Consider the following 26174-nt stretch of genomic DNA (forward strand, 5'->3'; position numbering starts at 1 on the left):
TGTGATCGCTTCACAAGGTGGTCGGAGCGAAGCCAGTAAAATACCAGCTCCGAACAGAGGGAATGTTTATGGCCTCTATACAATTCGTTGTCAAGTATTTCTCTGAAATGATGATGAAAAGAGCCTGTTGTGCCTTTAACGGTGCAAATTGATACGCAAGCATGCAGCATCAATAAGGCTCAATATTGTAGGGTGACGCTGGTAAAGCGCCGCAACACCACCCCCCGCGGTTGACCCTACTAGCACTACATTAGTATACAAATCACACAAGTCCTAGCATGCAGTTGCTTTGCTATGGGTTATACTCCGCGCGTTTTTAAGCCACCCCGCCGTCCAGAGGTAATCCCTTGATCGAGAAACTTCGCAATATCGCCATTATTGCCCACGTAGACCATGGCAAAACCACCCTTGTGGATTGTCTGCTGCAGCAATCGGGTACGCTCGATCGTCGCTCCGCGGGAGCCGAGCGTGTGATGGACTCCAACGATCAGGAGCGCGAGCGGGGTATTACCATTCTGGCCAAAAATACGGCCATCGAATGGGACGGCTACCGCATCAATATCGTTGATACCCCCGGTCATGCCGATTTTGGTGGCGAGGTTGAGCGGGTGTTGTCTATGGTCGATTCAGTCTTACTACTGGTTGATGCAGTGGATGGCCCGATGCCGCAAACCCGATTTGTGACGTCCAAGGCATTTGAACAGGGCCTAAACCCGATTGTAGTGGTCAATAAAGTGGATCGCCCGGGTGCGCGCCCCGACTGGGTGGTTGACCAGGTATTCGATCTGTTCGACAGGCTGGGGGCGACAGACGAGCAGCTGGACTTTCCGATAATCTACACCTCCGCTATTCAGGGTATAGCGGGCCTGGACCATGAGGAGATGGGTGTGGACATGCAGCCTCTGTTCCAAACGGTCATCGACAAAGTGCCTGCACCACTGGTCAACTCTGATGGCCCACTGCAAATGCAGATCAGTGCACTGGATTACAATAGTTACGTCGGTGTTATTGGTGTCGGTCGGATAACACGCGGCACCTTGACGCCTAATTCCCAGATTGTTGTGGTCAACAGTGAGGGTGCTGTGCGCAAGGGGCGCGTACTGCAGGTCATGGGTTATTTGGGGCTAGAGCGAGTGGATGTGGAGTCCGCAGAGGCGGGCGACATCGTTTGTGTGACGGGTATCGAGGGATTGAATATCTCCGATACTTTGTGTGACCCCGCGACACCGGAACCGCTTCCACCGCTTTCAGTGGATGAGCCGACAGTGAGCATGACATTTCAGGTTAACGATTCGCCTTTTGCGGGCAAAGAGGGCAAGTACGTTACCACGCGAAATATCAAGGAGCGACTCGAACGGGAACTGATTCACAATGTCGCTTTGCGGGTAGAGCCCGGTGAAACCCCCGACAAGTTCAAAGTGTCTGGGCGTGGTGAGTTACACCTTTCTGTGTTGATTGAATCGATGCGTCGTGAAGGCTTTGAGCTGGGTGTGTCCCGGCCAGAGGTGATTCGCAAAGAAGTGGATGGCGTCATGCAGGAACCTTATGAGCAGCTGGTGATCGACTGTGAAGAGGCTCATCAGGGTGCAGTGATGGAAGAGCTGGGCCTGCGACGCGGCGAATTAGAGAATATGGTGCCAGATGGCAAGGGCCGAATTCGACTGGAGTTTATTATTCCCGCCCGCGGGTTGATTGGGTTTCGGTCGCTGTTTTTAACGCTGACATCCGGCGCCGGTATTTTGACCCATGTCTTCGACCACTATGGCCCGATCAAGAATACGGAGATCATTCACCGTGCTAACGGCGTACTGGTGTCTATGGTCAAAGGCAAGGCGCTGGGCTATTCCCTGTTCAATTTGCAGGAGCGGGGCCGCATGTTTGTCGAGCCCAATGTTGAGGTCTACGAGGGGCAGGTTATCGGCTTGCACAATCGCGGCAACGATCTGACGGTCAATCCTATTAAGGGTAAGCAGCTGACCAACGTGCGTGCATCGGGAACCGATGAGGCGTTGACGCTGACTCCCCCGGTCCGCCATTCGCTAGAACAGGCACTGGAATTTATAGAAGACGATGAATTGGTGGAGGTGACTCCCGCTAGCATTCGTTTGCGCAAGAAGCTTCTATTGGAGCATGAGCGTCGCCGCGCTGGTCGCATCTAAGGCAGCAGCTGAAGGATGAAGTCTCTGTTGCAGCGTGTTAGTCGCGCTACCGTAACGGTGAACGCAGAGACTGTTGGTGAGATCGAGCACGGCCTGCTGGTGTTCCTGGGCCTGGATCGGGATGATGACCGGGCTGGCGCAGATCGTATGGTGGATAAGCTGCTAGCGTACCGGGTATTCGCCGATAGCGAAGGCCGCATGAACGCTAGCGTGGTAGATGTGCATGGCGGCGTGCTACTGGTATCCCAGTTCACTCTGTCAGCAGATACCCGCAAGGGGCTACGGCCGGGATTTTCGTCGGCTATGCCACCGCGCGAAGCCGAGCAGCTTTATGACTATACGCTAGCACAATTGCGCCGCCACCATCCGCTGGTAGCGTCCGGCGTGTTTGGTGCCGATATGCAGGTTAGTCTGGTCAATGACGGCCCCGTGACATTTCTTCTGAACGCCTAGTCTCCTTCCGCTAGTGAGACGCCATAGCGCATTTTTCGATGCGGTATGTTGTCTTCCAGATATTCGTCACCTTCGGCGATAAACCCGCAGTCAGCATAAAAATCTTGCAAATGCGCCTGTGCGCTTATGCAGATATCATTATTTGGCCAATGCAGCAGGTTGTGTTTAACGCCGCGTTGTACCAGTTCTCGGCCCAGCTGCTGGCCGCGCATCGTCGGACAGACAATGATTCTACCCAGCGAGCTTTCCGGATAATTCAGCCCGGGCGGGAGGCACCGTTGGTAGGCGACTAGTTCTGTGCCTCGCATGCCGAGCATATGTGCCGCCGGCTGATCAAGATTGTCGAGATCCAGATACGCACACTTTTGTTCGACGACGAAAACTTGCTGGCGTAAGCGTAGCACAGCGTACATTTTCTCCAGGGTCAGCCGGGCAAATGATAGGGTTTGCCACTGTAGGTTCATCACATTCCCGTGTTAGCCGTAGGGTAGTTTTAACAAAACTTGGGCGCAACGTTCTCCGTCAGCGCATTAGTTGATACTATAAGCCCTCAACGGCCGTGGTAACAGGGCCTGACTTTGAGAGCGTGTGGCACACAAGGCTTTGGGCGCTGAGGCAAAATATGTATTCCCTTCAAAATAGAGCAGGGTCTAGCTGATGTTGGTAAATGTTGACACTCAGGATGTCTCGGCACTCAGTCAGCAGTTCGCAAAACTGGTGGGCGCATTACTCGAAGTAGTGAACATGTCGGCCTTGCCGATTGAGGTCGATTTTACACCTGAGGAAAATTTCCGTGGTTTCGATGCGGACCAATTCTATGTTGTACAACAAGGCACTATAGCCGCTCGATATCAGGCCAAAACAATTTACACGCTGCAAGTGGGTGAAATTTTAATGCCCGATATCGCCGGCAGTATGGACAAAAAAATTGCGGTGTTTTATGGCAGCGATACTGGGGCTCAGTTACATTGCTATTCCGCGTTGGAGTTTATGCAGCGTGTGTTTGACGAGCCGGCGGCCATTAGGCTGTGGACGCGTCTATTGATTACATACGCCGGTTTGATGCTAAGAATTACCGCCGCAAGCTCCGAGAGGGATGCGCCAGCCACGCTCGGATTTGATATTTACGAGCCGGGAGACGTTATTATTCGTCAAGGCGACAGGGCAGACCATGTTTACAATATGGGCTCCGGCGTTGCAGAGCTGTTGGTTGATGGCGTTAATGTGGGGGGCATCGGTGAAGGCGAAATTTTTGGGGTGATGGCGGCTCTGACGCACGGCGATCGCAGTGCGTCAGTGAGAGCCAAAACACGCTGTGCTGTAGTGAAAGTTCCCAAGGATCAATTTATCGGGTTGATCAAGAATCATCCTGGAAGCGTTCAAGCCTTATTGATGGACATGGCGAATACTATCGCCAACCTCAATGAGCAACTGGTCGGTTTGCAAGGAAACCGCCACGAGCATCACAAAGGGAGTTAATGTTTCCATAAACCTTGAGCCGCTTGGCGCAACGTTTATAGGATCATTCATTCGAGGTCAATTCAGATAGTCGTTATACAGGCCAGCGTTTAATGTCCGAGATTTTGGAAATCGATAAAGACGGCACCGAGCAGGTGTCACTCAAGCTCTACGCTGAGAAGGCTTACTTGGATTATTCCATGTACGTCATTCTCGATCGAGCGCTCCCTCACGTGGGCGATGGGCTTAAGCCTGTGCAGCGGCGCATTGTCTATGCCATGAGTGAGCTGGGACTGAAGTCCTCTGCCAAATTCAAAAAGTCGGCGCGCACCGTTGGCGATGTTATCGGTAAGTTCCATCCGCATGGGGATAGTGCCGCCTACGAGGCTATGGTACTGATGGCGCAGGACTTCAGTTACCGCTATCCGCTGGTGGATGGACAGGGCAATTGGGGTTCACCCGATGACCCTAAATCTTTTGCCGCCATGCGCTACACAGAGTCGCGTCTCACCGCCTATGCCGACGTCTTGCTCAGTGAGCTGGGTCAGGGCACAGTGGATTGGATACCCAACTTTGACAGTACGCTTGATGAGCCGGTGGTGCTGCCTGCGCAGGTGCCTAATGTACTTTTGAACGGCACAACGGGGATTGCTGTAGGTATGGCCACAGATATCCCTCCGCACAATCTGCGAGAGGTAGTGGCGGCAACGGTGCTGCTGTTGGACTCACCCAAAGCCACGGTGGCTCAGCTGTGTGAGCATATTCAGGCGCCCGACTTTCCCACCAATGCGGAAATCATCACACCTCGCGAGGACATTCTCGCGCTTTACCAAACGGGGCGTGGTGGTTTGCGTATGCGTGCGGTGTGGGAGTCTGAAGGCGGCGATATTGTGATCACCGCCCTGCCCCATCAGGTATCCGGATCAAAGGTGTTGGAGCAGATTGCGCAGCAGATGCAAGCAAAAAAATTGCCTATGGTGGCGGACCTTAGGGATGAGTCGGATCATGAAAACCCGACGCGCCTGGTTGTGGTGCCACGCTCCAATCGCATCGACCTTGAGGCTCTTATGAGCCACTTGTACGCCAGTACAGATTTGGAACGCAGTTACCGCGTCAATCTCAATATGATCGGTATCGACGGTCGCCCTGGGGTTAAAGGGCTGGATAGAATTCTCAAGGAGTGGCTGAAATTTCGCACCTCTACCGTTCGGCGTCGGCTGGAATACCGCCTCGATCGCGTACTGAAGAGATTGCATATCCTAGACGGTTACCTCGTTGCGTTCCTTAATATTGACGAAGTGATTCATATTATTCGAACAGAGGAAAAGCCCAAAGCCGCGCTGATGGAGCGTTTCGGGATCACCGATATTCAGGCTGAGGCTATTCTAGAGCTGAAACTGCGCAATCTGGCAAAGCTGGAAGAAATGATTATCAGCACAGAGCAGGAGCAATTGCAGCAGGAGCGTGACCAGCTGCAAAAAGTCCTAGGCAGTGAAGCTCGGCTCAAGAGTCTAATCAAGAAAGAGCTTCTGGCCGTGGCAGAAAAATATGGGGACGAGCGCCGTTCGCCACTGGCAGTGAGGATTGACGCCAAAGCGTTTAGTGAGCTTGACCTAGTCACCGCTGATCCGATCACGGTGGTGATGTCAGAAAAAGGCTGGATCAGGGCGGCAAAGGGGCACGATATTGATCCTACTAGCCTCAGTTACAAGTCCGGTGACAGTTATCAAATGTGTGCCTATGGGCGCAGTAATCAGCCTGTCGTCATCCTGGATTCAACAGGGCGGGCTTACACTGTGCCCTCCCACAACCTACCTTCGGCGCGGGGTCAGGGCGAGCCGGTCACGGGGCGTATCAATCCGCCTTCGGGAGCGAGCTTCGGTGGCTTGATGATGGGTGCGGATGACAGCCTTTATTTGTTGTCCAGTGATGCCGGATACGGCTTCGTGGCCAAGTTAGGTGATCTGCAGTCAAAAAATCGGGCAGGTAAGGGGGTTATCAGTTTGCCCAAGGGGGGGCAGGTGATGCACCCCGCGGCGATTCAATCATTAGAGGAGTCGCAGGTTGCGGCGGTCACTACCGAGGGTCGCTTGCTGATCTTCCCGCTGGCGGACCTGCCGCAGATGGCCAGGGGCAAAGGCAATAAAATTATAGGTATTCCCTCCGCTCGGGTGCTGGCTCGCGAGGAATATGTAGTGGCTATACAAGTATTTACGGCACAAGATACCATTGTGATTTATTCCGGTAAGCGCCACCAAAACTTCAAAATGAAGGATCTCGAGCACTATCAGGGCGAGCGGGGTCGGCGCGGAAACAAGCTACCGCGTGGCTTTCAGAAAGTGGACGGTATGAGTGTTGAGCGCTTGATCAAGCGGAGCGAACCGGAATAGCTTAGAGCCTCGTTGGGTCCGTCAATCGCTTCAGCATCAGGCGCAGTTGGCGTTCCAGTAAATCCTGATAGGGCCCGGCAAACTCCTCGATGACAGCGTAATCCATCACTTCGGTCGGTCTATATTGCAGGCGCCCTGATATATCCGTGTCTTCACAGATAGTGGGCGAGAGCAGAATGTTAGGAGGCCTGCTGGTGCAGACGGTGTGTAATTCATCGAGCGTATGCTGCGTGTACAATCCTGGATAGATATCGGTGCCATTTCCCACGCCCAGTTCGCTCTGTGCAATGGCCATTGACATGGAAAGGGACAGCGACATCTGCTTTTCCAGCGCCAGGCTTGCGGCCTGCACCAGCCAGGCACAGGATGCAGCTCGAAATGCTGCGCTACCCGCAGTGTTGTGCCCGCTGAAGTAAACTGCCAGGCCGAACTGACGCGCGACCTGTAAATCTCCCGCATAAAAACCTGCTGCGGCGTAAATGGTCTGATGCAGACGGTCTGTATAGCGTTGCAGCGAGAGTTCGTCGAGCGTATCGACATAGTGCTCGAGACTGGAGAGGTGGAGGTACAGCACTGCAGTCGTTTGGTAGTTCTCGTCCTGCGGGCTGGGTTCGCTGCGGGTGCGCAGCAGATCCATTGGCAGGGCCTCAATTTTTTTGGACAGTAGCAGTAGCTCATTCGTCGGCCCTGCCCTAGGATCCTCCTCCTCGAGTGCGATCTTGCGGGACAGGTCGGACAGGTGGTTTCCCAGTTGCTGCCCAAAGCGGCGACTGACACCGTAAACCGCCAGACTGAGCAGTACCGCTAGGCCCAGCATACTTAAAATAAAGCGCAGCTGTGCGGCATGGGCATTTGCTGCGTTGATGGTAATCACGACTTCGCCGGCGATATCGGTTTCGATATGCACGGGTGCGCTGTACTGGTAGAGGCTTTGCCCATCGGTTTCACCCATTTGTCTGAGTGTCTTACCTTCTACATCCTGAATCAGAATCGCCTGCGCTGCAGACGTGTCGATAATACGCTGCAGTGAGGCTGAAACACTGAGTAGGTCGCTGTTTTCCATAGCGGTGCTGACACGAGTTGCTACCAGCGTGGCCAGAGCGCTGCCGTATTCTTCCTGCAATAGCGTTTGCATATGGCGAGTGGAAATTGCGCCCAAAATGACAAGGGCAAGCCCCATCAGCAGGCATAAACCTGCAGTGAGAATTGCCAGTTGTTGGCCGAGGCTAGTGTTAGTAAAGCGATTATTCACGCGCGATGACTGACTTACCCAATTGCGACGGGGCTAGTATAAACTAGACACGGCGGCAAATATCCTTTTTTGAGCCCTTGAGATTGAATATGGGATTTGAGGCTATTGAAAGTGAGGTTTTCAGCCCTTGTCACGAACAGGTAGAATGGCGCACCAAGATAACTGTGGAACCCGTTAAGTGAATCATATACTCCTTATCACTATCTCCGGCGAAGATCAGCCGGGGTTCACAGCTGGATTGACGGCGATCCTGGCGGACCATTCCGTGAGTATTCTCGACATTGGCCAGTCCGTCATACACGCCACTTTGTCGTTGGGCTTGTTGGTGGAGCTGTCCGAGAACTACGCCGGCGAACAGGTGGTCGAGGCGGTACGTAATTTCGCATTGGAGCGAGATTTGCGCGCGGTTACCAGCGTGGTATCCCCCGAAAGCTATTCCTACTGGGTTGAGGCTCAGGGTCTGGCGCGCTACATCATTACGCTGTTGGCGCGCAAAATCACCTCGGACCAACTCGCACGTGTGACCGCAGTGATATCCAAACATGGCCTTAATATCGATAGCATCAACCGCTTGTCAGGTCGTATACCGCTCGGAGAACCGCCTGCTCTGAGCAAGGCCTGCGTGGAGTTTTCAGCTCGCGGTTCTATACGCGATTCTGCCGTCTTTCGCAGGGAATTACTGGAGGTCGCGGGCGTGCTGGAGGTTGATCTGGCATTCCAGCAGGATAATATGTACCGCCGTACCCGGAGGCTCGTGGCGTTCGATATGGATTCGACACTGATCGAGGCAGAGGTTATCGACGAGTTGGCCAAACTGGCGGGAGTCGGTGAGCAGGTCAGCGCGATAACCGAGCGCGCCATGCGGGGAGAGATCGATTTCAGTGAGAGCTTTCGCGCCCGTGTCGCTCTGCTAGAAGGACTAGAAGAGAGTGCACTGGACCGCGTGGCGAGCGAATTGAAAATAACCGAGGGCGCGGAGCATTTGATTTCCACGCTTCGCACGCTGGGGTACAAGACGGCCATACTGTCAGGAGGCTTCACCTATTTCGCCAAGCACCTGCAAGCGCGATTAGGTATGGATTACGTTTATGCAAACGAACTCGATATTGCCCAAGGTGTGGTCACGGGCAAAATTCAGGGCGAGATTGTTGATGGTGCACGTAAGGCTCAACTGTTGCGGCAATTGGCGGATGATCTAGGCATAGACTTACAGCAGGTGATTGCCGTGGGTGATGGCGCTAACGATTTGCCGATGCTGAGCATCGCTGGATTGGGAATTGCTTTTCGCGCAAAACCCCTGGTGAAAAAATCAGCGGAGCAGTCGATATCGACTTTGGGCCTGGATGCGATCCTTTATTTACTGGGTATTTCTGACAAGCAACAGAGCAAAGTCTAGGTTTTAAAGGCGTCATGTGATGGCGCTAAATCTTGCTCCATAGCGAGTCGTAATACACGTTCAATTGTCCCTGTTGGCCCTCAGCCAGTACATCGCCTAATTCTCTTGGGTAGCTAAACTGGAACTGTTGAAACGTCGCCCTTGAATCAATACTTGGCAGTAGCTTGATGTCGTGACTTTCGATGCCGTTCCCAAGCGTGAGTTTTTGTCCCTCCCTAAAGCCGATCCTAGGGGTGATCAATGTATTCGGTTGACCCACTAGCGTGACCTCCGGCAGCAGCAACACTCTTATGGGCGCGGTTTTCTCGCCAGTCTTGTGTTGAATGCTGGCGCCATACGCGACTGCTCGAGGGTTAAGGAGCTCAACTCCAATCAGAGTTTTAGTATTATCGATCCGTCTTAACCAGCGGATGACGGCAATCAGCCAGTCTTTTTTTCCTGTGTCTTCTTTCAATCCGACAACCTCGCCGACCCTGATGTCGCAGGGCGAATCAGTAGGCCACTCTACACAATAGCCACCGGGGCTGGTATCGGCGAGTTGGGCCTTGAAAATGGGATAGCGTTCATCGGGCGTAAGATTGGACGGTGGAAACGGGTCGTCTGCTGCGTGTGAGCCCTGCTGTCTGTCGTCGTCATCGAGCAGGTCCTCGAACAGGCGTTTGCCAGCCACGTGATAATGGGTGCTGCTAAGCCCCAGACATAGCCACAGCGGATTGCTAGAGGCTGACCGTTTAAAGTTGCGTGGACTGACACTGCAAAGAGACAGAATCAGGTGGTCGAGTAAACTGACGGACGCGTGGATGCTCTCGTCGAAAGTGGTGCCGTGGGTGCCTGTTTCCTTCTTCAGTATTTCCAACTGCTCCATCAGTAATGTGCAATCGATAAGGCGACATTGTGGCCCCGGAGGTTTGCGATAGAAGGCACTGTACAGTGGAGGGTGGTCGCTATCCAAGTCGACGATAAACAGGCTGTTTTCATTCTTGTGTGGGTCAAGTTTTATCAGCTTGCTCCACTGCTGTAGCCCGCGGTGCAGCGCTGTCAGCTCGCCCTGGAGCAACTGATTGGGATTGCAGCAGCTGATCATTATTGCCTGTAAGTAAGTTGCAGTGATGGTGTCGCCGCCGGAGAGTGACTTCGGTACGGGAAGGTCGGCTAGGCGCTGGTTAAGGGCAAGTGCATAGAGCTGGTGCAATGTTTCCCAGCCATGAACATCGATGGACCTGTGGAGCTGAAAACGTTGTAGGACTTTACGTCCCGCGAAGATCAGCGCTTGCTGTATGGCTTGACAGGTGAGGCGTGCAGGATGGGTGTCGTGGACAGTCTTGTGCTTCTGAATCGTCTCGATGGCGATGATGGTGAAGGCGGTAGTGCTCAGGGTGAGCAGCCTGTCGCTGAGTTTCGCTGCTGTTTGCGACGCTTCTGGCATCACTAACGGTTGATTAAGAAATCGCTTGGATAGATTGGCCTGGGCATCATCGATCTTGGGGCGCAGAACTTCCATGATGTTGTCGCGAAGTTGGGGTGAGAGCGGCGTCCGATTGAGATCATTCAATGCCTGAACGAGTAATCGGGCCGGCGCGGTGCCATTGGCGAGTGGTAGGCTCTGAGCCCAACTGCTGGCGGCCTCGGTATCGGGCTCAAACAGTGACAACGCGAGCAGGTCTTGGCGTGGGATCTTGAATTTGAGGGTTATAGGGTGTTCCATATAAGCAATCTCCTGATGTTAGCTGTGCCCAGCCCTATGCAACAAGAATAGACTAAATTGGAGGCTCATCGCCACTCGGATACGAGAATCTGCCATTGGCGGGCGACGTGCTGTATTATAAACTGCTTTTTGCAGCAACCAAATGAGAGCGTCATGGCAAACTTTTCTACGAATGAATTTCGCGCTGGCCTGAAAGTCATGCTCGATGGTGATCCGTGCAGTATTATGGATAATGAGCTCGTGAAACCGGGGAAAGGCCAGGCCTTCAATCGGGTAAGACTGCGCAACCTAAAGACCGGGCGGCAGTGGGAGCGTACCTTTAAATCCGGGGAGTCACTCGAGGGCGCAGATGTTGTCGAGCGGGATATGGAGTATCTGTATACCGATGGCGAGTTCTGGTATTTCATGGAACCCGATACTTTTGAGCAATATCAGGCCGATGCTGCTGCTGTAGCGGATAGTCATTTATGGCTAAAGGCGCAGGACAAGTGTGATATTACGCTCTACAACGGTGCGCCTTTATCCGTTGCGCCGCCTAACTTTGTGGAGTTGGAGATTACAGAAACTGATCCGGGCCTCAAGGGTGACACAGCCACCGGCGGCACCAAGCCGGCGACGTTGAGCACCGGAGCCGTGGTTAAGGTCCCTTTATTCATTAGTATGGGAGAAGTGATTCGGGTCGATACGCGCACCGGTGAGTACCAGAGCCGCGCGAGCAAGTCCTGATTGTAGTGGCAGAGTATAGCCGGACGTGAATTGGCGGCCTGTAGCGGACATTCAGTGTATTCGTCAGCGGGCAGAGGTATTGGCTAGGCTGCGCCAGTTTTTTTCTGATCGCTCGATCCTCGAAGTAGAAACACCCCTGCTGTGTCGCAACGGCATAACAGATCCTTCCATTGAGCCATTGATCGTCGAAGCTGCGCAATTCTCGGGTCAGTCGCGGCTTTTGCAAACATCGCCTGAATACATGATGAAACGCCTGCTCGCCGAGTTCGCAGAGCCCATCTTTCAGATTTCCAAGGCGTTTCGGAGTGACGAAGCCGGTTCCCGGCACAACCCGGAATTCAGTTTACTCGAATGGTATCGCCCCGGTTTTGATCACCATCAGCTGATGGCGGAAGTGGCGGATCTGGCCCAATATTGCTTGGGACCGAGGCCCGTAAAGAAGTACAGCTATCGTGAGCTGTTTCAGCAATGTCTCCAGATCGACCCTTTCACCGCGACCATTGCGGAACTGGAAGCTGTCGCTCGCCTCCATCTTGACCCCGGCAATTTGAGCGGCGACCGAGATCTATGGCTGGATCTATTGATGAGCCATGTGCTTGAGCCACAGCTGGCTGGTGAAGGGGTCTGTTTTGTCTATGATTATCCGGCGTCTCAAGCGGCCCTCGCTTGTGTTGTTCAGGCCGGCGATGTAAGGGTCGGACAGCGCTTTGAGCTCTATGTTGACGGTATGGAGCTGGCCAATGGTTACTGTGAGCTTACCGATGCCCTAGAGCAGCGTCAGCGCTTCGAGCGGGATAACGTCTTGCGCCGTCAGCGTGGTCAGGTTGAGCGCGCGTTAGACGAACAGCTGTTAGCCGCATTGGCAAGCGGCCTGCCAGATTGCAGTGGCGTGGCTTTAGGTATTGATCGATTGCTGATGCTGAAGACGGGATCATCTGACATCAGGGATGTGTTGGCTTTTGATTGGGAGCGATCATGAGGACCTGTCGAGTCCTGCAGATGTTTCGGTAGCAAAAAAAATGCCGGCGTGATGGCCGGCATTGTGTGCAGCGCCTACGTGCTTAAGAGAATTCTCTCACCAATCCAGCAATAGATTCCTTGGCATCGCCAAACAGCATGCGCGTATTCTCTTTATAAAAGAGTGGATTTTCGATCCCAGCGAAGCCTGACGCCATAGAGCGTTTCAGTACAAAGACTGTGCGCGCGTGGTCAACGTTAATCACTGGCATGCCATAAATGGGAGACGATTCATTTTCCCGGGCAGCAGGGTTCACCACGTCATTGGCGCCGATGACGATAGCGACGTCGACATTTTCCATGCGTGGGTTAATCTCGTCCATTTCCAGCAGCTGGTCATAGGGGACGTCGGCCTCTGCCAGCAGCACGTTCATATGCCCCGGCATACGACCTGCGACAGGATGAATACCGAAGCTAACTTCAGCACCATTTTTTTCCAACAACTCGGCCAGCTCTTTCACCACATGCTGAGCCTGAGCGACCGCCATACCGTAACCTGGAACAATGGCCACGGTGCTGGCGGCTTCCAAAATATAGAAAGCGTCTTCAGCAATGATGGGCTTAATTTCGCCTTCCACTTTACTGGTTTCCACTTTTCCACTGCCGAAACCGGAAAACAGTACATTGGTCAGGGAACGATTCATGGCTTTGCACATGACTTGCGTCAAGATGATACCGGAAGCACCGACCAAAGCGCCTGCCACGATCAAAATGTTGTTGTCCACTGCGAAACCCGCGGCGCAGGCGGCTAGGCCTGAGTAGGAGTTCAGCAGCGAGATCACCACCGGCATGTCAGCCCCGCCGATAGGAATGACCACCATTATACCGAACAGCAGCGACAGACCGATGACCCAAAACAGCCATCCGCCACCGCTGGGCTCCAGACAAAACATCACCGAACTACCCACGATGCCCAGAACGATGAGACTGTTCACCACCTGCTGGCCGCTGAATATAAGCGCGGCGCTGCTAATTCTTTCTGAGAGTTTACCGTAGGCGATCATAGAGCCGGTAAAGGTCACGCCACCAATCAGGATGGACAGGATAATCGTAACCAGCGTGAAGGTGCCGACGTCGGGTCTAAAGGCGAAAGCTGCCCAGCCAACGAGTAAGCTGGCCATGCCGCCAAACCCGTTAAACAGGGCGACCATTTCCGGCATCTTAGTCATTTGCACCATTCGCGCAGCCGTACCACCGATGATGCCGCCGATCACAATGCCAATGGCAATCCACTGGAAGTCGACAATATCTTGGCCCACTAGCGTCGCCACGATGGCAATCAGCATGCCCAGCGACGAAATAGCGTTACCGCGACGCGCCGTTGCAGGCGAGCTCAGTTGCTTCAAGCCGTAAATGAACAGTCCCGCGGACACGATGTAGGCGTATTGAGTCAGAATATCCATAGTGATCAGCTCCCCCTCTTCTTAAACATGGCGAGCATGCGATCGGTGACTAGGTAACCGCCCACTACGTTAATAGTGGCCAGAGCGACGGCTGCTGCACCCAGCCAGTTGGCCAGATCCTGCTGGCCGCTGCCGGCCAGGCTTATTGCGCCTACGACGGTGACTCCTGAGATTGCGTTGGCACCCGACATCAAGGGCGTGTGCAAGGTGGCGGGCACCTTATTGATGAGTTCGAAGCCCAGAAAAATGGACAACATGAGGATAAACGTGAGGAAAACTTCAACAGGTATCATGTTATGCACCTCCTTCGAGAATATTCTTGATCGTTGTGTTGGTGACTTCACCGCCATGGGTGATGATGCAACCGGGCAAAATATCGTGCTCGAAATCAACCACGAATTTCTTCTCTTCGTCGTTCCAGTTGTCCTCCACAAGGCTGAACAGATTGGAGGAGTACATCTGGCTGGCATCGCGCGCCACTTCTCCGGCGAGGTTGCCTTTGCCGATCACGGTGACGCCTGCGATTTGAACGATCTCATTGGGGACAGAGCCTTCGACGTTGCCGCCTGTTTCAGCCGCCATATCGACAATCACCGATCCGTGTGCCATTCCCTCGATCATGTCTTTAGTGACCAGTACCGGAGGCTTGCGCCCAAAGACCTGCGCAGTCGTAATCACTACGTCTGATTTAGCGATCACTGCTTTTTGTGCCTGCTGTTGTATGTCTATTTGTTCTGGCGTCAGCTGCTTGGCATAGCCGTCGGCAGTCTCGCCGGTTTCGCCGAGGTCGATTTCCAGAAATTTCGCGCCCACTGAGCGCACCTGCTCTGCCACTACCGGGCGAGTATCAAAGGCTGTGACCTTGGCGCCTAGACGTTTCGCGGTGGCGATGGCCTGCAGGCCTGCTACACCCGCGCCGATAACAAATACATTGGCCGGCTTCAACGTGCCTGCTGGAGTCATCATCATAGGAAAAATGCGCGGCAGGTGGGTCGCGGCTTGCATGACCATGACATAGCCCGCTAGGTTCGCTTGGGAGCTCAGAGCATCCATTTTCTGGCTGCGGGTGCTGCGCGGTATCATCTCCATGCTGATGGCCGTAATGCCGCTATCTTTAAAAGCATTCACCAGCGCATGTTCGTTGAAGGGGTCCAGATAGCTGATGTGAATAGCACCGCGCTTCATTAATGCTATTTCCTCCAGCTGCGGTTTGCGCAGTCGTAGCAGGAGATCTGCGCTGCTGAACAACGCATTGCGGTCTTGAGAAATAGTCGCCCCCGCATCGGTGTATTCGGAGTCAGAAAAACCGGCCCCGAGGCCCATCCCGGACTCGACAACCAGATCGGCCCCCATAGCGCACAACTTCTTAGCGTTATCGGGTGTAATGGGTATCCGGTTCTCTTCCGGGTGAGTTTCTTTAGGAATGGCGATGCGCATGCGGTGTGTAACCCCGTACCTTCGTTTATGTATTCTGCCGGCGAAGAGTGGTAATTTTGCCTCTCTGTCAGCTTCAAAGAACCCTGTCTGATTCTCAATGCGACCATGATCGACATTGATATTCCAGCAGGCGCGACTTTAGCACAGCATTTGTTCCGCGTGAATAATGCATACCACTATACGATATGCTAGCAAAATGCGATCTCAATGCCGTTGAGGGCGGCCAGCGTTTCTTTATATAGCCTTTGGGCCCGCTAAATCAGGCGACGTGGCAAGCGGCACAGCGATGTTTCGAGTGTACCAGATCGCTGATTTCAGGCATTCTGGCAGGCTTGGGCATACAGCTGTTCTACTTATTTGAGCAAGTATTTAAGGAGTATAGACAATCGCAACGGCTTCTTCGCAGCATCCCCCGCCGCTGACACTCGCCTTGGCCCTGATACCGATCATTTTTCTGGTCGCGCTTCTGGCCACCTCGGTGTACCTGTTTGGGGCCGATTCGTCTTACGGTGCCAATCAGATAGCGCTCATATTGGCCTCTTGTGTCGCGGCTTTGGTCGGACGGCATGTTGGAGTTTCATGGCAAGAAGCGCAAAACGGCATCGTTGATGGGATAAATGTGGGCCTGGCCCCGATTTTGATTTTATTGTCGGTAGGCATGCTGATCGGTACTTGGATATTGTGCGGTACGGTGCCGGCTATAATCTATTATGGGGTGGAGGTGCTCAACCCGAGTATTTTTTATGCCGCTAGTGCTGCTATTTGCGGCATTGTCGCGATCAGCATAGGCAGTTCCTGGACAGTGGCCGGTACGCTCGGGATCGGGTTGATGGGCATCTCGGCCAGTTTTCAATTGTCACCGGCCATCACTGCGGGTGCCATTATCTCAGGCGCCTACTTCGGCGACAAATTATCCCCCATGTCGGACACCACTAATCTGGCCTCTGCAGTCAGTAGCGTGGACCTGTTCGATCATATCCGGCACATGCTTTGGACGACGGTGCCCAGTTTTGCGCTTGCGTTAATGCTGTTTGCTTTTATCGGCAACTCGGAAGCCGTTGCGCCTCGTGAAATCGATGAATTGCAAAAGGCGCTGGCCACGGAATTCAATATTGGAGTGTTCCTGCTGTTGCCATTACTGTTGATGCTGGTTCTCGTCTACAAACGTTTTCCTGCGTACCCTTCTATCGTCGTTAGCGCACTTGTGGGTGCTGTCTTTGCCGTTGTCTTTCAGCCCGATTCAGTGATTAAGCTGGCCGGAGGCTCCGGTGATGTGGGCAAGTTTTTTGCGCTGTGCAAGGGCGTTTGGATAAGCCTGTTCGACGGTTACACGTCCAACAGCGGGAACGTGTTACTTGATACCTTGCTCAGTAAAGGGGGCATGAGCAGTATGCTCAACACAGTTTGGTTGATTATCTGTGCCCTGGGTTTTGGTGGCGTGCTGGAGCGCACGGGAATTTTGACTTTACTGTTACAGCTTGCTCTTAGCGGTGTAAAGAGCACCGGTTCGTTAATCGCGGTTACTGCGCTGACCTGCTTTGGAACGAATGTTTTGGCCGCAGATCAGTTCATTTCCATTGCCCTTCCAGGGCGCATGTATAAGGATGAATATCAGCGCCGCGGTCTGTCCAGATTAAACCTGTCGCGAACATTGGAAGACTCCGGCACTCTGACATCCGTGCTGATACCTTGGAACACCTGTGGTGCGTATATGTCTGCAACACTGGGCGTGGCGACGTTGACCTATGCACCTTTTGCCTTTTTCAACATGCTGTGCCCGCTCGTCGCTATTCTCTATGGGTATACCCAGTTCGCGATAAAACCGCTAGAAGCGGATGAAGATCTGACCCCATTGGAGACCTTGTGACTGACTTGGATCAGGAGTGGGACTATCCCAGCCCACACATTTTGCGCACCCATGTGCGGGCCGAAGATATCGACGGACTGAATCACACGAATAATCTGGTGTATGTCGATTGGTGTCAGCAAGCGGCGTGGACCCACTCGGAGGCCCTGGGCCTGGATCTAAACTGCTACCGTGAGCTTGATCGAGCGATGGTTATCGCCCACAGTGAGTTTGACTATTTGCGGGCTTCTCAGGAGGGTGATGAGGCCATGGTTGCGACGTGGATTGTAGACTGGGATCGAAAGTTGAAGATGGCACGCCATTTTCAGATTATTCGTGTCGCAGATGGGGTCACGCTACTGCGAGCAAGCATGCGTTTCGTGTGTGTCGAGCTCAGTAGCGGCCGCCCCCGGCGTTTGCCACCGGAGTTTATTGCTGGTTATGGACCAGCGATACTGAGTGAAATACACTCCTGCTGAAGCATGGCTTGATAGTTTTGGCATTGGTGCCATCGCATCATTTATGCGCGTGAAGGTAGGGCGCGCTTGATGGATCGGACCTGTTGTCAGCGTTCAAATCAGGCTCGCGAAATTGCAGGCTGGCCAGGCGAGCGTAGAGCTCGCATTTCACCAATAGCTGGTCGTGGGTGCCCGTGGCAACCAGCTGGCCCTCGTCCAGCACAGCAATATTATCCGCGTGCAGAATGGTAGACAGGCGGTGGGCAATAATGACGGTCGTACGGTTTTTCATCAATTCTTGCAGTGCCAGTTGCACCTGATATTCACTTTCGGTGTCCAATGCGCTGGTTGCCTCATCCAGTAAAAGAATTTTCGGGTTGTTGAGGATCGCTCTGGCCAGCGCGATACGCTGGCGTTGTCCGCCAGATAGTCTGACGCCCTGTTCCCCAAGATGGCTTCCATAGCCATCGGGCAGTGCCGTGATAAAGGTGTGGGCATGAGCAGCGCGAGCAGCCGCAACAACTTCGCTATCGGTGGCGTCCAGCTTGCCATACGCAATGTTGTAGCGCACGTCGCCGGTAAACAGTGCCGGTTGCTGCGGCACGAGTGCAATATGCTCACGCAATGTTTTGAGGCCCATAGCACGGACGTCCTGTCCATCGAGCAAGACCTGGCCCTGCTGCGGGTCGTAAAAGCGCTGTAATAATTCGAACACCGTGGATTTACCTGCCCCCGAGGGCCCTACCAGAGCGAGACTTTTACCGGCTTCAATGCGTAGCGTAAAGTTTTCTAGTGCAGGTTGCTTGGGCCGGCTGGGGTAGTAAAAAGAGACGCGCTCCATATGCAATTCGGGCTGTGCACTGATGGGTGTTGACGCCACGGTAACGGGATCATCAATCAGGCTTTGGGTGTTAATCAATTCCACGAGACGCTCTGAAGCGCCGGCGGCGCGCTGGAGGTCACCCCAGACTTCAGAAATTGTTGCCACGCCGCTGCCGACCATAATGGCGTAAAAGACAAAGGCGCCCAGCTCTCCACCGGTCATGCTGCCGTTAATGACATCCTGGCCGCCTTCCCACAACATGCCAGACATGCCGACGAACAACAGCAGTATGGCACCACAAATGAGCAGTGAGCGCTGCCAGATGCGGCGGCGAGCGATTTCAAAGGCGCGCTCTACTTCGCGATCGAAAGCTTCAGACTCGAATTGTTCGCGCGTATAACTCTGCACCACACGGATATGCTGGATCACTTCGCCGACGTAGCTGCCCACGCTTGCAATGCTGTCCTGGCTTTGATTAGACAGCTTCCTCACCCGTCGGCCGAATACCAGTATCGGCAGCAGCACCAGAGGTACGCCTACCGCAATGATCAAACTCAGCTTTAGATTGGTGATAAACATCAGGACCAGCGCGCCGCTGGTGGTGAGGCTACTGCGCAGCGCCATACTAAAGGAAGAGCCGATGATGGTTTGTAGCAGGGTGGTGTCGGTGGTCAGTCGCGACATAATCTCCCCACTGCGATTGGTTTCAAAAAACCCCGGATGCAGACGAACAATGTTCTCGAAAACACGTTTGCGGATATCAGCGCTGATCCGTTCCCCCAGCCAGGACACCAGATAAAACCGGACAAACGTACCCACCGCCATGGCCGCTGCGATGGCAATCAGAAGTAGAATGGCACTTTTAAGGCCGGTACTAGACTCGCCTCCAAAGCCTTGGTCTATCAGTACTTGCAAGCCTCGTCCCAACGAGAGAGTGGCCCCGGCGGTAAACAACAGTGCGATGCTGGCGCCGACCAGACGCAGTTTATACTGTGAAAGCAGGGCTAAAACCGGTAGCAGGGCAGGCAGGCCCTTTCTGGCGCGAGAAGACATCAGGCGTGTGAGATCTGGAACGGCTGGTGACGCGCGGGCACGCAGGCCGTGCGACATGGGTCAAAAAGTTTAACTAGTGTAGACATCATGAGTGTGTTCCGTGGTGGTCGGGCTGCTTCGTGATAGTGTAATTGTTCGGCGGTGTTAATGGTATCAAGTAGAAAATTACGATGGAGATGATAACAATGGGTGATAAGTTCAAGGATAAGGTGGTCATTGTAACCGGCGGCAGTCGTGGCTTGGGTCGAGCCATCTCTGTGGGGTTTGCGCGCGAGGGCGCTCAGGTTGTCGTCGCCAGTCGCAAGATCGCCGCCTGCCAGGAGGTGGTCGCGCTTATCGAGAAAGCGGGTGGAATTGGAATGGCGCATGCCGCCCATATGGGTGAGGTTGCTGACCTCGACGCCCTCATTGCCGCGGCGTATGAACGTTTTGGTCGTGTCGATGTGCTCGTTAACAATGCCGGTATCAATGTCGCGCTGGGTCCGCTGTCGGAGATTACGACCACGGCGTTTGATAAGATGGTGGATGTCAATTTGAAAGGCGCTTGGTATCTGGCATCAAGACTTGCACCGCGCATGGGTGAGCACGGTGGTGGCTGTGTGATTAACATGTTGTCAGTCGCCGCCTTGTGCACGCCCGCTTACTCCGGTATTTATGCAGCAACCAAGGCAGCCTTGAAGGCTTTGACCGAGGTGATGGCGCAGGAATGGGCGCCATGGAATATTCGAGTCAACGCCTTGGCTCCGGGAAGTTATCACTCAGATCTGACCGATGGCGCGATTGCGGCACTGCCACATTACGGCGAAGGTATGGTGACAGCTGCTCTGATCCCTCGCATTGCGGAAACGGAGGAGATTCTCAATCCGGTGTTTTATCTTGCCTCGGAAGCGTTTACCACGGGAATTACTCTGGTTGCAGATGGCGGTCTGATGGCCAAACGTTAGGGACCGCCCAGGTTTTTGGAACCCTGCGTCAGTCCACCGATGTAAACACCAATTTCAAATAGCAGCCACATGGGTATCGCCAGCAGTGACTGGGAAATGATGTCGGGCGGGGTCAGTAGCATGCCAAAAATAAAGCAGCCCACAATAATATAAGGACGCTTTTTGGCTAGCGCTTCGGCGGTGGTGATGCCGGCCCAGATCATCAGTATCGCTACGATTGGAATTTCAAACGCCAAGCCAAAAGCAAAAAACAATTTCAGCACGAAGTTAAGGTAGCTATTGATATCGGTCATGATGGTGATGTCTTGGGGCGCCACGCTGGTAAAAAAAGAGAATATCAGTGGAAAGACGACGTAGTAGGCAAATGCGGATCCTGCATAAAACAATAGAACACTGGAGGCGAGCAGTGGAATTGCCAGGCGCTTTTCATGCTTGTACATTCCTGGCGCGATAAAGCTCCAGGCCTGATATAACACGTAGGGCATTGCCAGAAAAACTGCCGTTACCAGGGAAAGTTTGAACGGGGTGAAGAAGGGTGAGGCGACCTCGGTGGCAATCATCGTTGCGCCTGGAGGTAAAAGCGCACGTAAAGGCTCCGAGACGAATGTGTAGATATCGTTGGCAAACGGAAACAGGCAAATAAACACTAGCAGCACGGCTAACAGGGCGCGCAGCAGTTTGTCGCGCAGTTCCGTGAGGTGTGTGACCAGGGGCAGTGGTTGGTCCGTAGATTCCTGATCGCTCATTCGGTTTTCTTTTGTGCTGCTTCAAGGTCTGTCTTGCCCGGGATGGCGTGGCTATCCCGTGCTGGGGTCAGCGACTGGGCCGCGTCCTTCAAATCAGACCCGATAGACTCGGTGTCTTTTTTTAAACTCTCGCCGGCTTTGCGCAGTTCCTGCATGACGGAGTCATTATGCAGTTCCTGTTGAACTTCTTGTTTGATCTCGTTGAACCCGCGCCTGATTCGATTCAGCCATATGCTTGCGGTTCGAATAGCCTCAGGCAGGCGTTCGGGCCCGATAACAAAAAGGGCAACTACCCCTATGATGAGGAGCTCGGCAAATCCTATATCGAACATTCAGGCGCTATTTATCTTTCGTCGCAGTGTCCGCTGTTTCATCGGGCTCTGCTTCGTCGCTCGGTTCGGCTGCTTCGCCGTCATCCGACATACTTTTGCGAAAGCCTTTCACCGCACTGCCCATGTCGCTGCCGAGTGTGCGCAGCCGTTTGGTGCCAAACAACATGATCACGATCGCCAATATAATTAACAATTGCCAAATACTGATTCCACCCATTCCCATTCTCCTCTACAAATATGTATTCACTGCTGACAGCTTATCAGTTGCCCCGCGTGTCTCGCGCTGCCTTCTCGTCGAGTCCTGAGACACCAAAGCGGTCGCCAAGGCACAGCAGGACCTCTTGGGTGTCGAGTTCAAGATGTGACAGCATCACCATTGTGTGAAACCACAAATCGGCAACCTCGCCAATGACGGCGTTGCGGTCACCGCCGCGCTCGGCGTCTTTGGCCGCAAGAATGACTTCGGTGGCCTCTTCGCCCACTTTTTCTAAAATCTTGTTTAGCCCCTTGTGATGCAGGCTTGCAACATAGGATTGCTCTGGGTCGCCCTGTCTGCGCGCAGCGAGAGTCGTAGCCAACTGTTCCAGTACATCACTCATGATTTTTTCCCGTATATATCGTCGGGTTGTTTGATGATGTCATCGGTGACATGCCAGACGCCATCCTTCAGTTGTCGATAAAAACAACCGCGCCTGCCAGTGTGGCAGGCAATGCCTCCGATTTGTTCCACCTTCATTAGAACGGTGTCCGCATCACAGTCAATACGCAACTCTTTCAGGCGCTGAACATGCCCAGATTCCTCGCCTTTACGCCACAGAGCCTGTCGTGAACGTGACCAGTAGATGGCGCGGCCTTCGCTGATCGTCAGTTGCAGGGCATCACGGCTCATCCAGGCCAGCATCAGGACTTCGCCGGTCTGCCAATCCTGTGCAATAGCGGGGATTAGTCCCTGCTCATTCCACTTGATGTCTTTTGCTAGCGTGCTGGGTTCAGTCATAACGTTGTCTCATGAGAGATCACAGTATGGCACATGGCAGGGCGAGGCACATATATTCAGTCGCCTCTGGGCCAGAACAGGCTTATGCCCAAACCGGCCAGCAGCCAGCTGATCAGGGGCGCATTCGCCAGATATTGTCCAACGTTCGGAAAGGTGCTTGCAGCCGCGGCGAGACAGACAATGCCTGCTAGTAGATGGCGTCGCCGACGTGAGCGCCCCTCTTTTTGCCGCTTTTTTTCGTTCAGAAGCTGTGGCCGTTCTGACGGGTGTCGCTCGATGCCGCGGGAATGTTGCAAGCTGTCCAGCACTGCCTCTGGGAGCTGCGGCAGCTGCTCAAGCCATGAAGGGGCATGGCGTTGCAGTCGTTTTAGGACAGATTGTGGGGAGTAGCGTTGTTGTACCCACTCTTCCAGAAAGGGCTGTGCTGTGTCCCAAAGATTGAGGTCGGGATACAGCTGACGCCCCATACCCTCAATATTAAGGAGGGTTTTTTGCAACAACACCAGCGAGGGTTGAACTTCCATATCAAATCGGCTGGCGGTCTGGAACAGATAGACTAACAGCTGGCCAAAAGATATCTGGCTGATAGGCCTTTCAAATATGGGTTCACACACGGCGCGCATTGCTGATTCAAAGTCCTGCACGTGGGTTTGGGGTGGCACCCAGCCACACTCAACATGCAGCTGCGCGACTTCACGGTAGTCGCGGCGGAAAATTCCGAGCAGATTGCGGCCCAGGTAATACTGGTCTGCGTCTGAAAGGCTACCGATGATGGCGCAGTCCACGCCGATGTAGGTCGGATCTGCCGGGTCTGTTGCATCCACAAAGATATTGCCCGGATGCATGTCAGCGTGAAAGAAACTGTGGCGGAATACTTGCGTAAAAAATATTTCTACACCGCGCTCGGCCAGTAGTTTCAGGTCTGTACCTCGGGCGCGTAAAGTTTCAAGGTCGGTGACGGGAATCCCCGAAATACGCTCCATGGTGAGTACATTTCGGCAGGTGTAGTCCCAGTAAATTTCAGGCACATAGAGCAGCTTGTTGTTCTCGAAGTTGCGGCGCAACTGACTGGCGTTGGCGGCTTCACGCCCCATATCGAGCTCATCGAGAATGACCATCTCATAATCTGATACAACTTCCACCGGACGCAGTCGGTGACCTTCAGGGTGATATTTTGCCATCAGTCTTGCCAAGGTAAAAAGGAGAGCAATGTCTTGGCGGATGATCGGCTCGATATCCGGGCGCACTACTTTGACGACTACCTGCTCGCCGCTGTGCAGCGTGGCGCAGTGCACCTGGGCCACGGATGCAGAGGCCATAGGGGTGTTTTCGAAACGGGCAAATAGCTCAGACACGGGTTTACCCAGCGCCTTTTCAATAATCGCAACAGACTGTTCCTGCGGAAAAGGCGGAACATTGTCCTGTAGCTTGGCCAGTTCGTCAGCGATATCTTCCGGCAGCAAATCGCGTCGAGTCGATAGCATCTGTCCGAATTTTATAAATACTGGCCCCAATTCCTCAATGGCGCGGCGCAGGCGGACCCCCCGCGGGAGGTCTGGCACGGGGTGTAAACGCCACGGCGCCAGACCCAGAGCGAAGCGCGGTAGCGCGGAGAGCTGTTCTACATCGACAAACTCATCCAGTCGATAGCGGCCGACGATGCGCAGTATTTTAGCCAGTCGTATGGCGCGGGACATGGCTCAGCTCCGCGCGTTCTGCAAGCGCAGTTGCAGTCGCTCTGCGCGGGATTGCAGTCGGTCTACACGCAACCCCAGCTCTTGTAAGTCCCGGTAGAAATCTTCCACCTCGAGTCGCGGCGGACTGAGCCGAGCTTCCTCATGGACGAATTCTTCCAGCTGTCGGGTCAGGCCGGTGGAAGCTTGCTTGCCCCAACTAAAAGCATGGCGCAATGTCTGCGCAAGTTGGTGTCCGGCGACGTCGCCGAGGGTGTCGACCAGGGGCGCTTCCCAGTCTATGTCCAGCGTTGCCAAAACCTGTTGTAGCGCAATGAGCGGGGCACTGTCTCCCTCGAGCTCGAGACCACCATTGATCAGCGTGGCAGTTGGGTCGCGAGAGGTCGCTAGCTCGGTGAAATCAGAGGCTTCACCCTTTATGCTTGTTGTGACCGGGCCGTGATGGGTGCCGGCCAGACGAATGCCCTGGGCACTAGGGTGAAGATAAATGTCCAGGGTTGGAGCGGTACAATGCAGCGCGAACACGCAGTCCTCGAGTCGCGCCAACCCCGACTTGCTTTGTGGAGAGAGGTCCAGGGTGCGGTTGAGTCCCGCTTCCAGCGCGGCCAGTGCGGCAGTGTGCAGCGTGGGGTCTATAGTCGTCGTCATTTTACGCTTTAATGCCCCGGTGCAGTGCTACAACACCTCCGGTCATGTTGTGGTATTCACACTGGCAGAAACCAGCGTCTTCCATCATATTCTTAAGCGTACCCTGGTCGGGGTGTTTGCGGATGGATTCGGCGAGGTACTGGTAGCTTTCGCTGTCATTGGTCACTAATCGGCCCATCACAGGCAACACGCGAAAAGAATAGGTATCGTAGGCTTTGCTGAGCAGAGTGTTCTGCGGTTTGGAAAACTCCAACACCAGCAAACGGCCCCCGGGCTTGAGAACACGCAGCATGGAGCGCAGGGCTAGGTTGATATCGGTGACATTGCGCAGGCCGAAGGCGATGGTGACGCAGTCGAAGCTGTTATCTGGGAACGGCAGGAACTGGGCGTCGGCCTGCACGAATTCGATATTGCCCTGGCGGCCCTGGTCCAGCAGCTTGTCTCGGCCTACCTGCAACATGGAGTCGTTGATATCGGCCAGTACCACACGCCCCTCGGGGCCTACAAGCTCTGCGAAACGAGCCGCCAAGTCACCCGTGCCACCGGCGATGTCCAGTACCGCGTTGTTCTTGCGCACTCCGCTCAGTTCGATGGTAAAGCGCTTCCAAATACGGTGTATGCCGCCTGACATGAGGTCGTTCATCAGGTCATAGCGGGCTGCCACCGAATGGAATACATCGGCGACCATGCCGGCCTTGGCATCCTTCTCGACTTCCTTGTAGCCGAAGTGTGTGGTTTCTTTGTCGCTCATGGCGCTTCTGCCTTGGGTTTACGAGTTACGACGTATTATAACCCGATGTGGGCGTCTGGTCAGGTCGACAGGTTTACCCCGAAAAGAATGAAATGCTTAGGCGCCCAGATTGAGAACTTGTACATCTGGGTCGCGACCCGCCCCGGCCTTTTCTAGGCGCGCAAGGTAATCTTGCCACTTAGCGTCCTGGTCCTGACACAACTCATAGAGATAGCGCCAAGAATACAGGCCGGAGTCATGGTCGTCGTCAAATACTAGCTGCAGTGCGTAGTTTCCAACCGGCTTTATTGCCGTAATAGCGACGTTGATCTTTCCTGTCTGTAGTACTTCTTGGCCCGAGCCGTGACCCAGGACTTCGGCGGATGGAGAGTAGACGCGCAGAAATTCGCAGCTCAGGGAGTAACGTGCACCCCCGGCATATTCCAGCTCCAGCTGTCTGGAGCGGCTGTGCAGCTGAACCCCGATGGGTTTATGTTGCTCAGACAC

Annotated in this window: 26 protein-coding genes; 10 read left to right on the forward strand and 16 right to left on the reverse strand. The window is 54.0% G+C overall.

What is annotated here, in order from left to right; translation table 11 throughout:
• The first annotated feature begins 347 nt into the window (after window positions 1-347).
• Both typA and dtd read left to right on the forward strand, forming a co-directional pair.
• Window positions 348-2159, forward strand: a complete 1812-nt coding sequence (gene typA, locus ABXT62_RS00645; RefSeq protein WP_415356617.1) for a translational GTPase TypA — start codon at window positions 348-350, stop codon at window positions 2157-2159.
• Between the two features lie 15 nt (window positions 2160-2174).
• On the forward strand, window positions 2175-2612 hold the full coding sequence (dtd, locus tag ABXT62_RS00650) for a D-aminoacyl-tRNA deacylase (protein WP_415356618.1): 438 nt from the start codon (window positions 2175-2177) through the stop codon (window positions 2610-2612).
• Here the strand turns inward: dtd and ABXT62_RS00655 are convergent.
• Complete coding sequence (locus ABXT62_RS00655; protein ID WP_415356619.1) at window positions 2609-3076, reverse strand: GNAT family N-acetyltransferase; 468 nt, start codon at window positions 3074-3076, stop codon at window positions 2609-2611. The two genes, dtd and ABXT62_RS00655, sit on opposite strands and share 4 nt — an antisense overlap.
• 193 nt (window positions 3077-3269) lie before the next feature.
• On the opposite strand from ABXT62_RS00655, the gene ABXT62_RS00660 reads away from it, so the two are divergent.
• Together ABXT62_RS00660 and parC are read left to right on the forward strand one after the other, a co-directional pair.
• On the forward strand, window positions 3270-4091 hold the full coding sequence (locus ABXT62_RS00660; RefSeq protein WP_415356620.1) for a cyclic nucleotide-binding domain-containing protein: 822 nt from the start codon (window positions 3270-3272) through the stop codon (window positions 4089-4091).
• Window positions 4092-4183: 92 nt separating this feature from the next.
• The gene (gene parC, locus ABXT62_RS00665; RefSeq protein WP_415356621.1) at window positions 4184-6460 is read left to right on the forward strand and encodes a DNA topoisomerase IV subunit A; all 2277 of its coding nucleotides are present in this window, start codon (window positions 4184-4186) and stop codon (window positions 6458-6460) included.
• 1 nt (window position 6461) lies between these two features.
• On the opposite strand, the gene ABXT62_RS00670 is transcribed toward parC, so the two are convergent.
• Window positions 6462-7712, reverse strand: a complete 1251-nt coding sequence (locus tag ABXT62_RS00670) for a hypothetical protein (RefSeq protein ID WP_415356622.1) — start codon at window positions 7710-7712, stop codon at window positions 6462-6464.
• Between the two features lie 178 nt (window positions 7713-7890).
• Here ABXT62_RS00670 and serB point away from each other — a divergent pair, with 178 nt between their 5' ends.
• Window positions 7891-9108 (forward strand): phosphoserine phosphatase SerB, encoded by a 1218-nt coding sequence (gene serB / locus ABXT62_RS00675; protein WP_415356623.1) that lies wholly within the window; start codon window positions 7891-7893, stop codon window positions 9106-9108.
• 25 nt (window positions 9109-9133) lie between these two features.
• Here the strand turns inward: serB and ABXT62_RS00680 are convergent, their stop codons facing one another.
• Complete coding sequence (locus ABXT62_RS00680) at window positions 9134-10813, reverse strand: hypothetical protein (RefSeq protein ID WP_415356624.1); 1680 nt, start codon at window positions 10811-10813, stop codon at window positions 9134-9136.
• A 153-nt stretch (window positions 10814-10966) separates the two neighbouring features.
• Between ABXT62_RS00680 and efp the strand changes: the two genes are divergently transcribed.
• Window positions 10967-11539, forward strand: coding sequence for an elongation factor P (efp, locus tag ABXT62_RS00685; protein ID WP_415356625.1), 573 nt, complete (start codon window positions 10967-10969; stop codon window positions 11537-11539).
• Window positions 11540-11564: 25 nt separating this feature from the next.
• Window positions 11565-12518 (forward strand): EF-P lysine aminoacylase EpmA, encoded by a 954-nt coding sequence (epmA, locus tag ABXT62_RS00690; protein WP_415356626.1) that lies wholly within the window; start codon window positions 11565-11567, stop codon window positions 12516-12518.
• A gap of 82 nt (window positions 12519-12600) precedes the next feature.
• Here the strand turns inward: epmA and ABXT62_RS00695 are convergent, their stop codons facing one another.
• From ABXT62_RS00695 to ABXT62_RS00705, 3 genes are read right to left on the reverse strand one after another with little or no spacing between them, the layout of a single operon-like run.
• Window positions 12601-13959, reverse strand: coding sequence for an NAD(P)(+) transhydrogenase (Re/Si-specific) subunit beta (locus ABXT62_RS00695; protein WP_415356627.1), 1359 nt, complete (start codon window positions 13957-13959; stop codon window positions 12601-12603).
• Window positions 13960-13964: 5 nt separating this feature from the next.
• Entirely contained in the window at window positions 13965-14252 is a 288-nt protein-coding gene (locus ABXT62_RS00700; RefSeq protein ID WP_415356628.1) for an NAD(P) transhydrogenase subunit alpha, read from the reverse strand.
• Between the two features lies 1 nt (window position 14253).
• Window positions 14254-15396, reverse strand: coding sequence for a Re/Si-specific NAD(P)(+) transhydrogenase subunit alpha (locus ABXT62_RS00705; RefSeq protein ID WP_415356629.1), 1143 nt, complete (start codon window positions 15394-15396; stop codon window positions 14254-14256).
• A gap of 430 nt (window positions 15397-15826) precedes the next feature.
• Between ABXT62_RS00705 and nhaC the strand changes: the two genes are divergently transcribed.
• Together nhaC and ABXT62_RS00715 are read left to right on the forward strand one after the other, a co-directional pair.
• The gene (nhaC, locus tag ABXT62_RS00710; RefSeq protein ID WP_415356630.1) at window positions 15827-17263 is read left to right on the forward strand and encodes a Na+/H+ antiporter NhaC; all 1437 of its coding nucleotides are present in this window, start codon (window positions 15827-15829) and stop codon (window positions 17261-17263) included.
• Window positions 17260-17721, forward strand: a complete 462-nt coding sequence (locus ABXT62_RS00715; RefSeq protein WP_415356631.1) for an acyl-CoA thioesterase — start codon at window positions 17260-17262, stop codon at window positions 17719-17721. The genes nhaC and ABXT62_RS00715 overlap by 4 nt, the downstream gene beginning before the upstream one ends.
• 37 nt (window positions 17722-17758) lie before the next feature.
• On the opposite strand, the gene ABXT62_RS00720 is transcribed toward ABXT62_RS00715, so the two are convergent.
• Window positions 17759-19576, reverse strand: a complete 1818-nt coding sequence (locus tag ABXT62_RS00720) for an ABC transporter transmembrane domain-containing protein (protein ID WP_415358242.1) — start codon at window positions 19574-19576, stop codon at window positions 17759-17761.
• Window positions 19577-19761: 185 nt separating this feature from the next.
• Here ABXT62_RS00720 and ABXT62_RS00725 point away from each other — a divergent pair, with 185 nt between their 5' ends.
• Window positions 19762-20520 (forward strand): SDR family NAD(P)-dependent oxidoreductase, encoded by a 759-nt coding sequence (locus tag ABXT62_RS00725; protein ID WP_415356632.1) that lies wholly within the window; start codon window positions 19762-19764, stop codon window positions 20518-20520.
• Here ABXT62_RS00725 and tatC read toward each other — a convergent pair.
• From tatC to ABXT62_RS00770, 9 genes are all read right to left on the reverse strand, one after another.
• Complete coding sequence (gene tatC, locus ABXT62_RS00730) at window positions 20517-21266, reverse strand: twin-arginine translocase subunit TatC (RefSeq protein ID WP_415356633.1); 750 nt, start codon at window positions 21264-21266, stop codon at window positions 20517-20519. The two genes, ABXT62_RS00725 and tatC, sit on opposite strands and share 4 nt — an antisense overlap.
• Window positions 21263-21598 (reverse strand): Sec-independent protein translocase protein TatB, encoded by a 336-nt coding sequence (gene tatB, locus ABXT62_RS00735; protein ID WP_415356634.1) that lies wholly within the window; start codon window positions 21596-21598, stop codon window positions 21263-21265. Before tatB ends, tatC begins: the two co-directional genes overlap by 4 nt.
• Window positions 21599-21605: 7 nt before the next feature.
• Entirely contained in the window at window positions 21606-21821 is a 216-nt protein-coding gene (tatA, locus tag ABXT62_RS00740) for a twin-arginine translocase TatA/TatE family subunit (RefSeq protein WP_415356635.1), read from the reverse strand.
• 37 nt (window positions 21822-21858) lie between these two features.
• A complete protein-coding gene (locus tag ABXT62_RS00745) occupies window positions 21859-22197 on the reverse strand; it encodes a phosphoribosyl-ATP diphosphatase (RefSeq protein ID WP_415356636.1) in 339 nt (112 codons plus the stop codon).
• Window positions 22194-22595: a phosphoribosyl-AMP cyclohydrolase gene (hisI, locus tag ABXT62_RS00750; RefSeq protein ID WP_415356637.1), complete on the reverse strand. Its 402-nt coding sequence runs from the start codon at window positions 22593-22595 to the stop codon at window positions 22194-22196. The genes ABXT62_RS00745 and hisI overlap by 4 nt, the downstream gene beginning before the upstream one ends.
• A gap of 56 nt (window positions 22596-22651) precedes the next feature.
• Window positions 22652-24292 carry a ubiquinone biosynthesis regulatory protein kinase UbiB gene (ubiB, locus tag ABXT62_RS00755; protein ID WP_415356638.1) on the reverse strand — a complete coding sequence of 547 codons (1641 nt, stop codon included), beginning with the start codon at window positions 24290-24292 and terminating at the stop codon, window positions 22652-22654.
• A gap of 3 nt (window positions 24293-24295) precedes the next feature.
• Complete coding sequence (locus ABXT62_RS00760) at window positions 24296-24937, reverse strand: SCP2 domain-containing protein (protein WP_415356639.1); 642 nt, start codon at window positions 24935-24937, stop codon at window positions 24296-24298.
• A gap of 1 nt (window position 24938) precedes the next feature.
• On the reverse strand, window positions 24939-25688 hold the full coding sequence (gene ubiE, locus ABXT62_RS00765; RefSeq protein ID WP_415356640.1) for a bifunctional demethylmenaquinone methyltransferase/2-methoxy-6-polyprenyl-1,4-benzoquinol methylase UbiE: 750 nt from the start codon (window positions 25686-25688) through the stop codon (window positions 24939-24941).
• A 96-nt stretch (window positions 25689-25784) separates the two neighbouring features.
• On the reverse strand, window positions 25785-26174 hold the full coding sequence (locus tag ABXT62_RS00770; RefSeq protein WP_415356641.1) for a gamma-butyrobetaine hydroxylase-like domain-containing protein: 390 nt from the start codon (window positions 26172-26174) through the stop codon (window positions 25785-25787).

The sequence above is a fragment of the Halioglobus sp. Uisw_031 genome (assembly GCF_047729875.1).
Taxonomy (GTDB): domain Bacteria; phylum Pseudomonadota; class Gammaproteobacteria; order Pseudomonadales; family Halieaceae; genus Marimicrobium.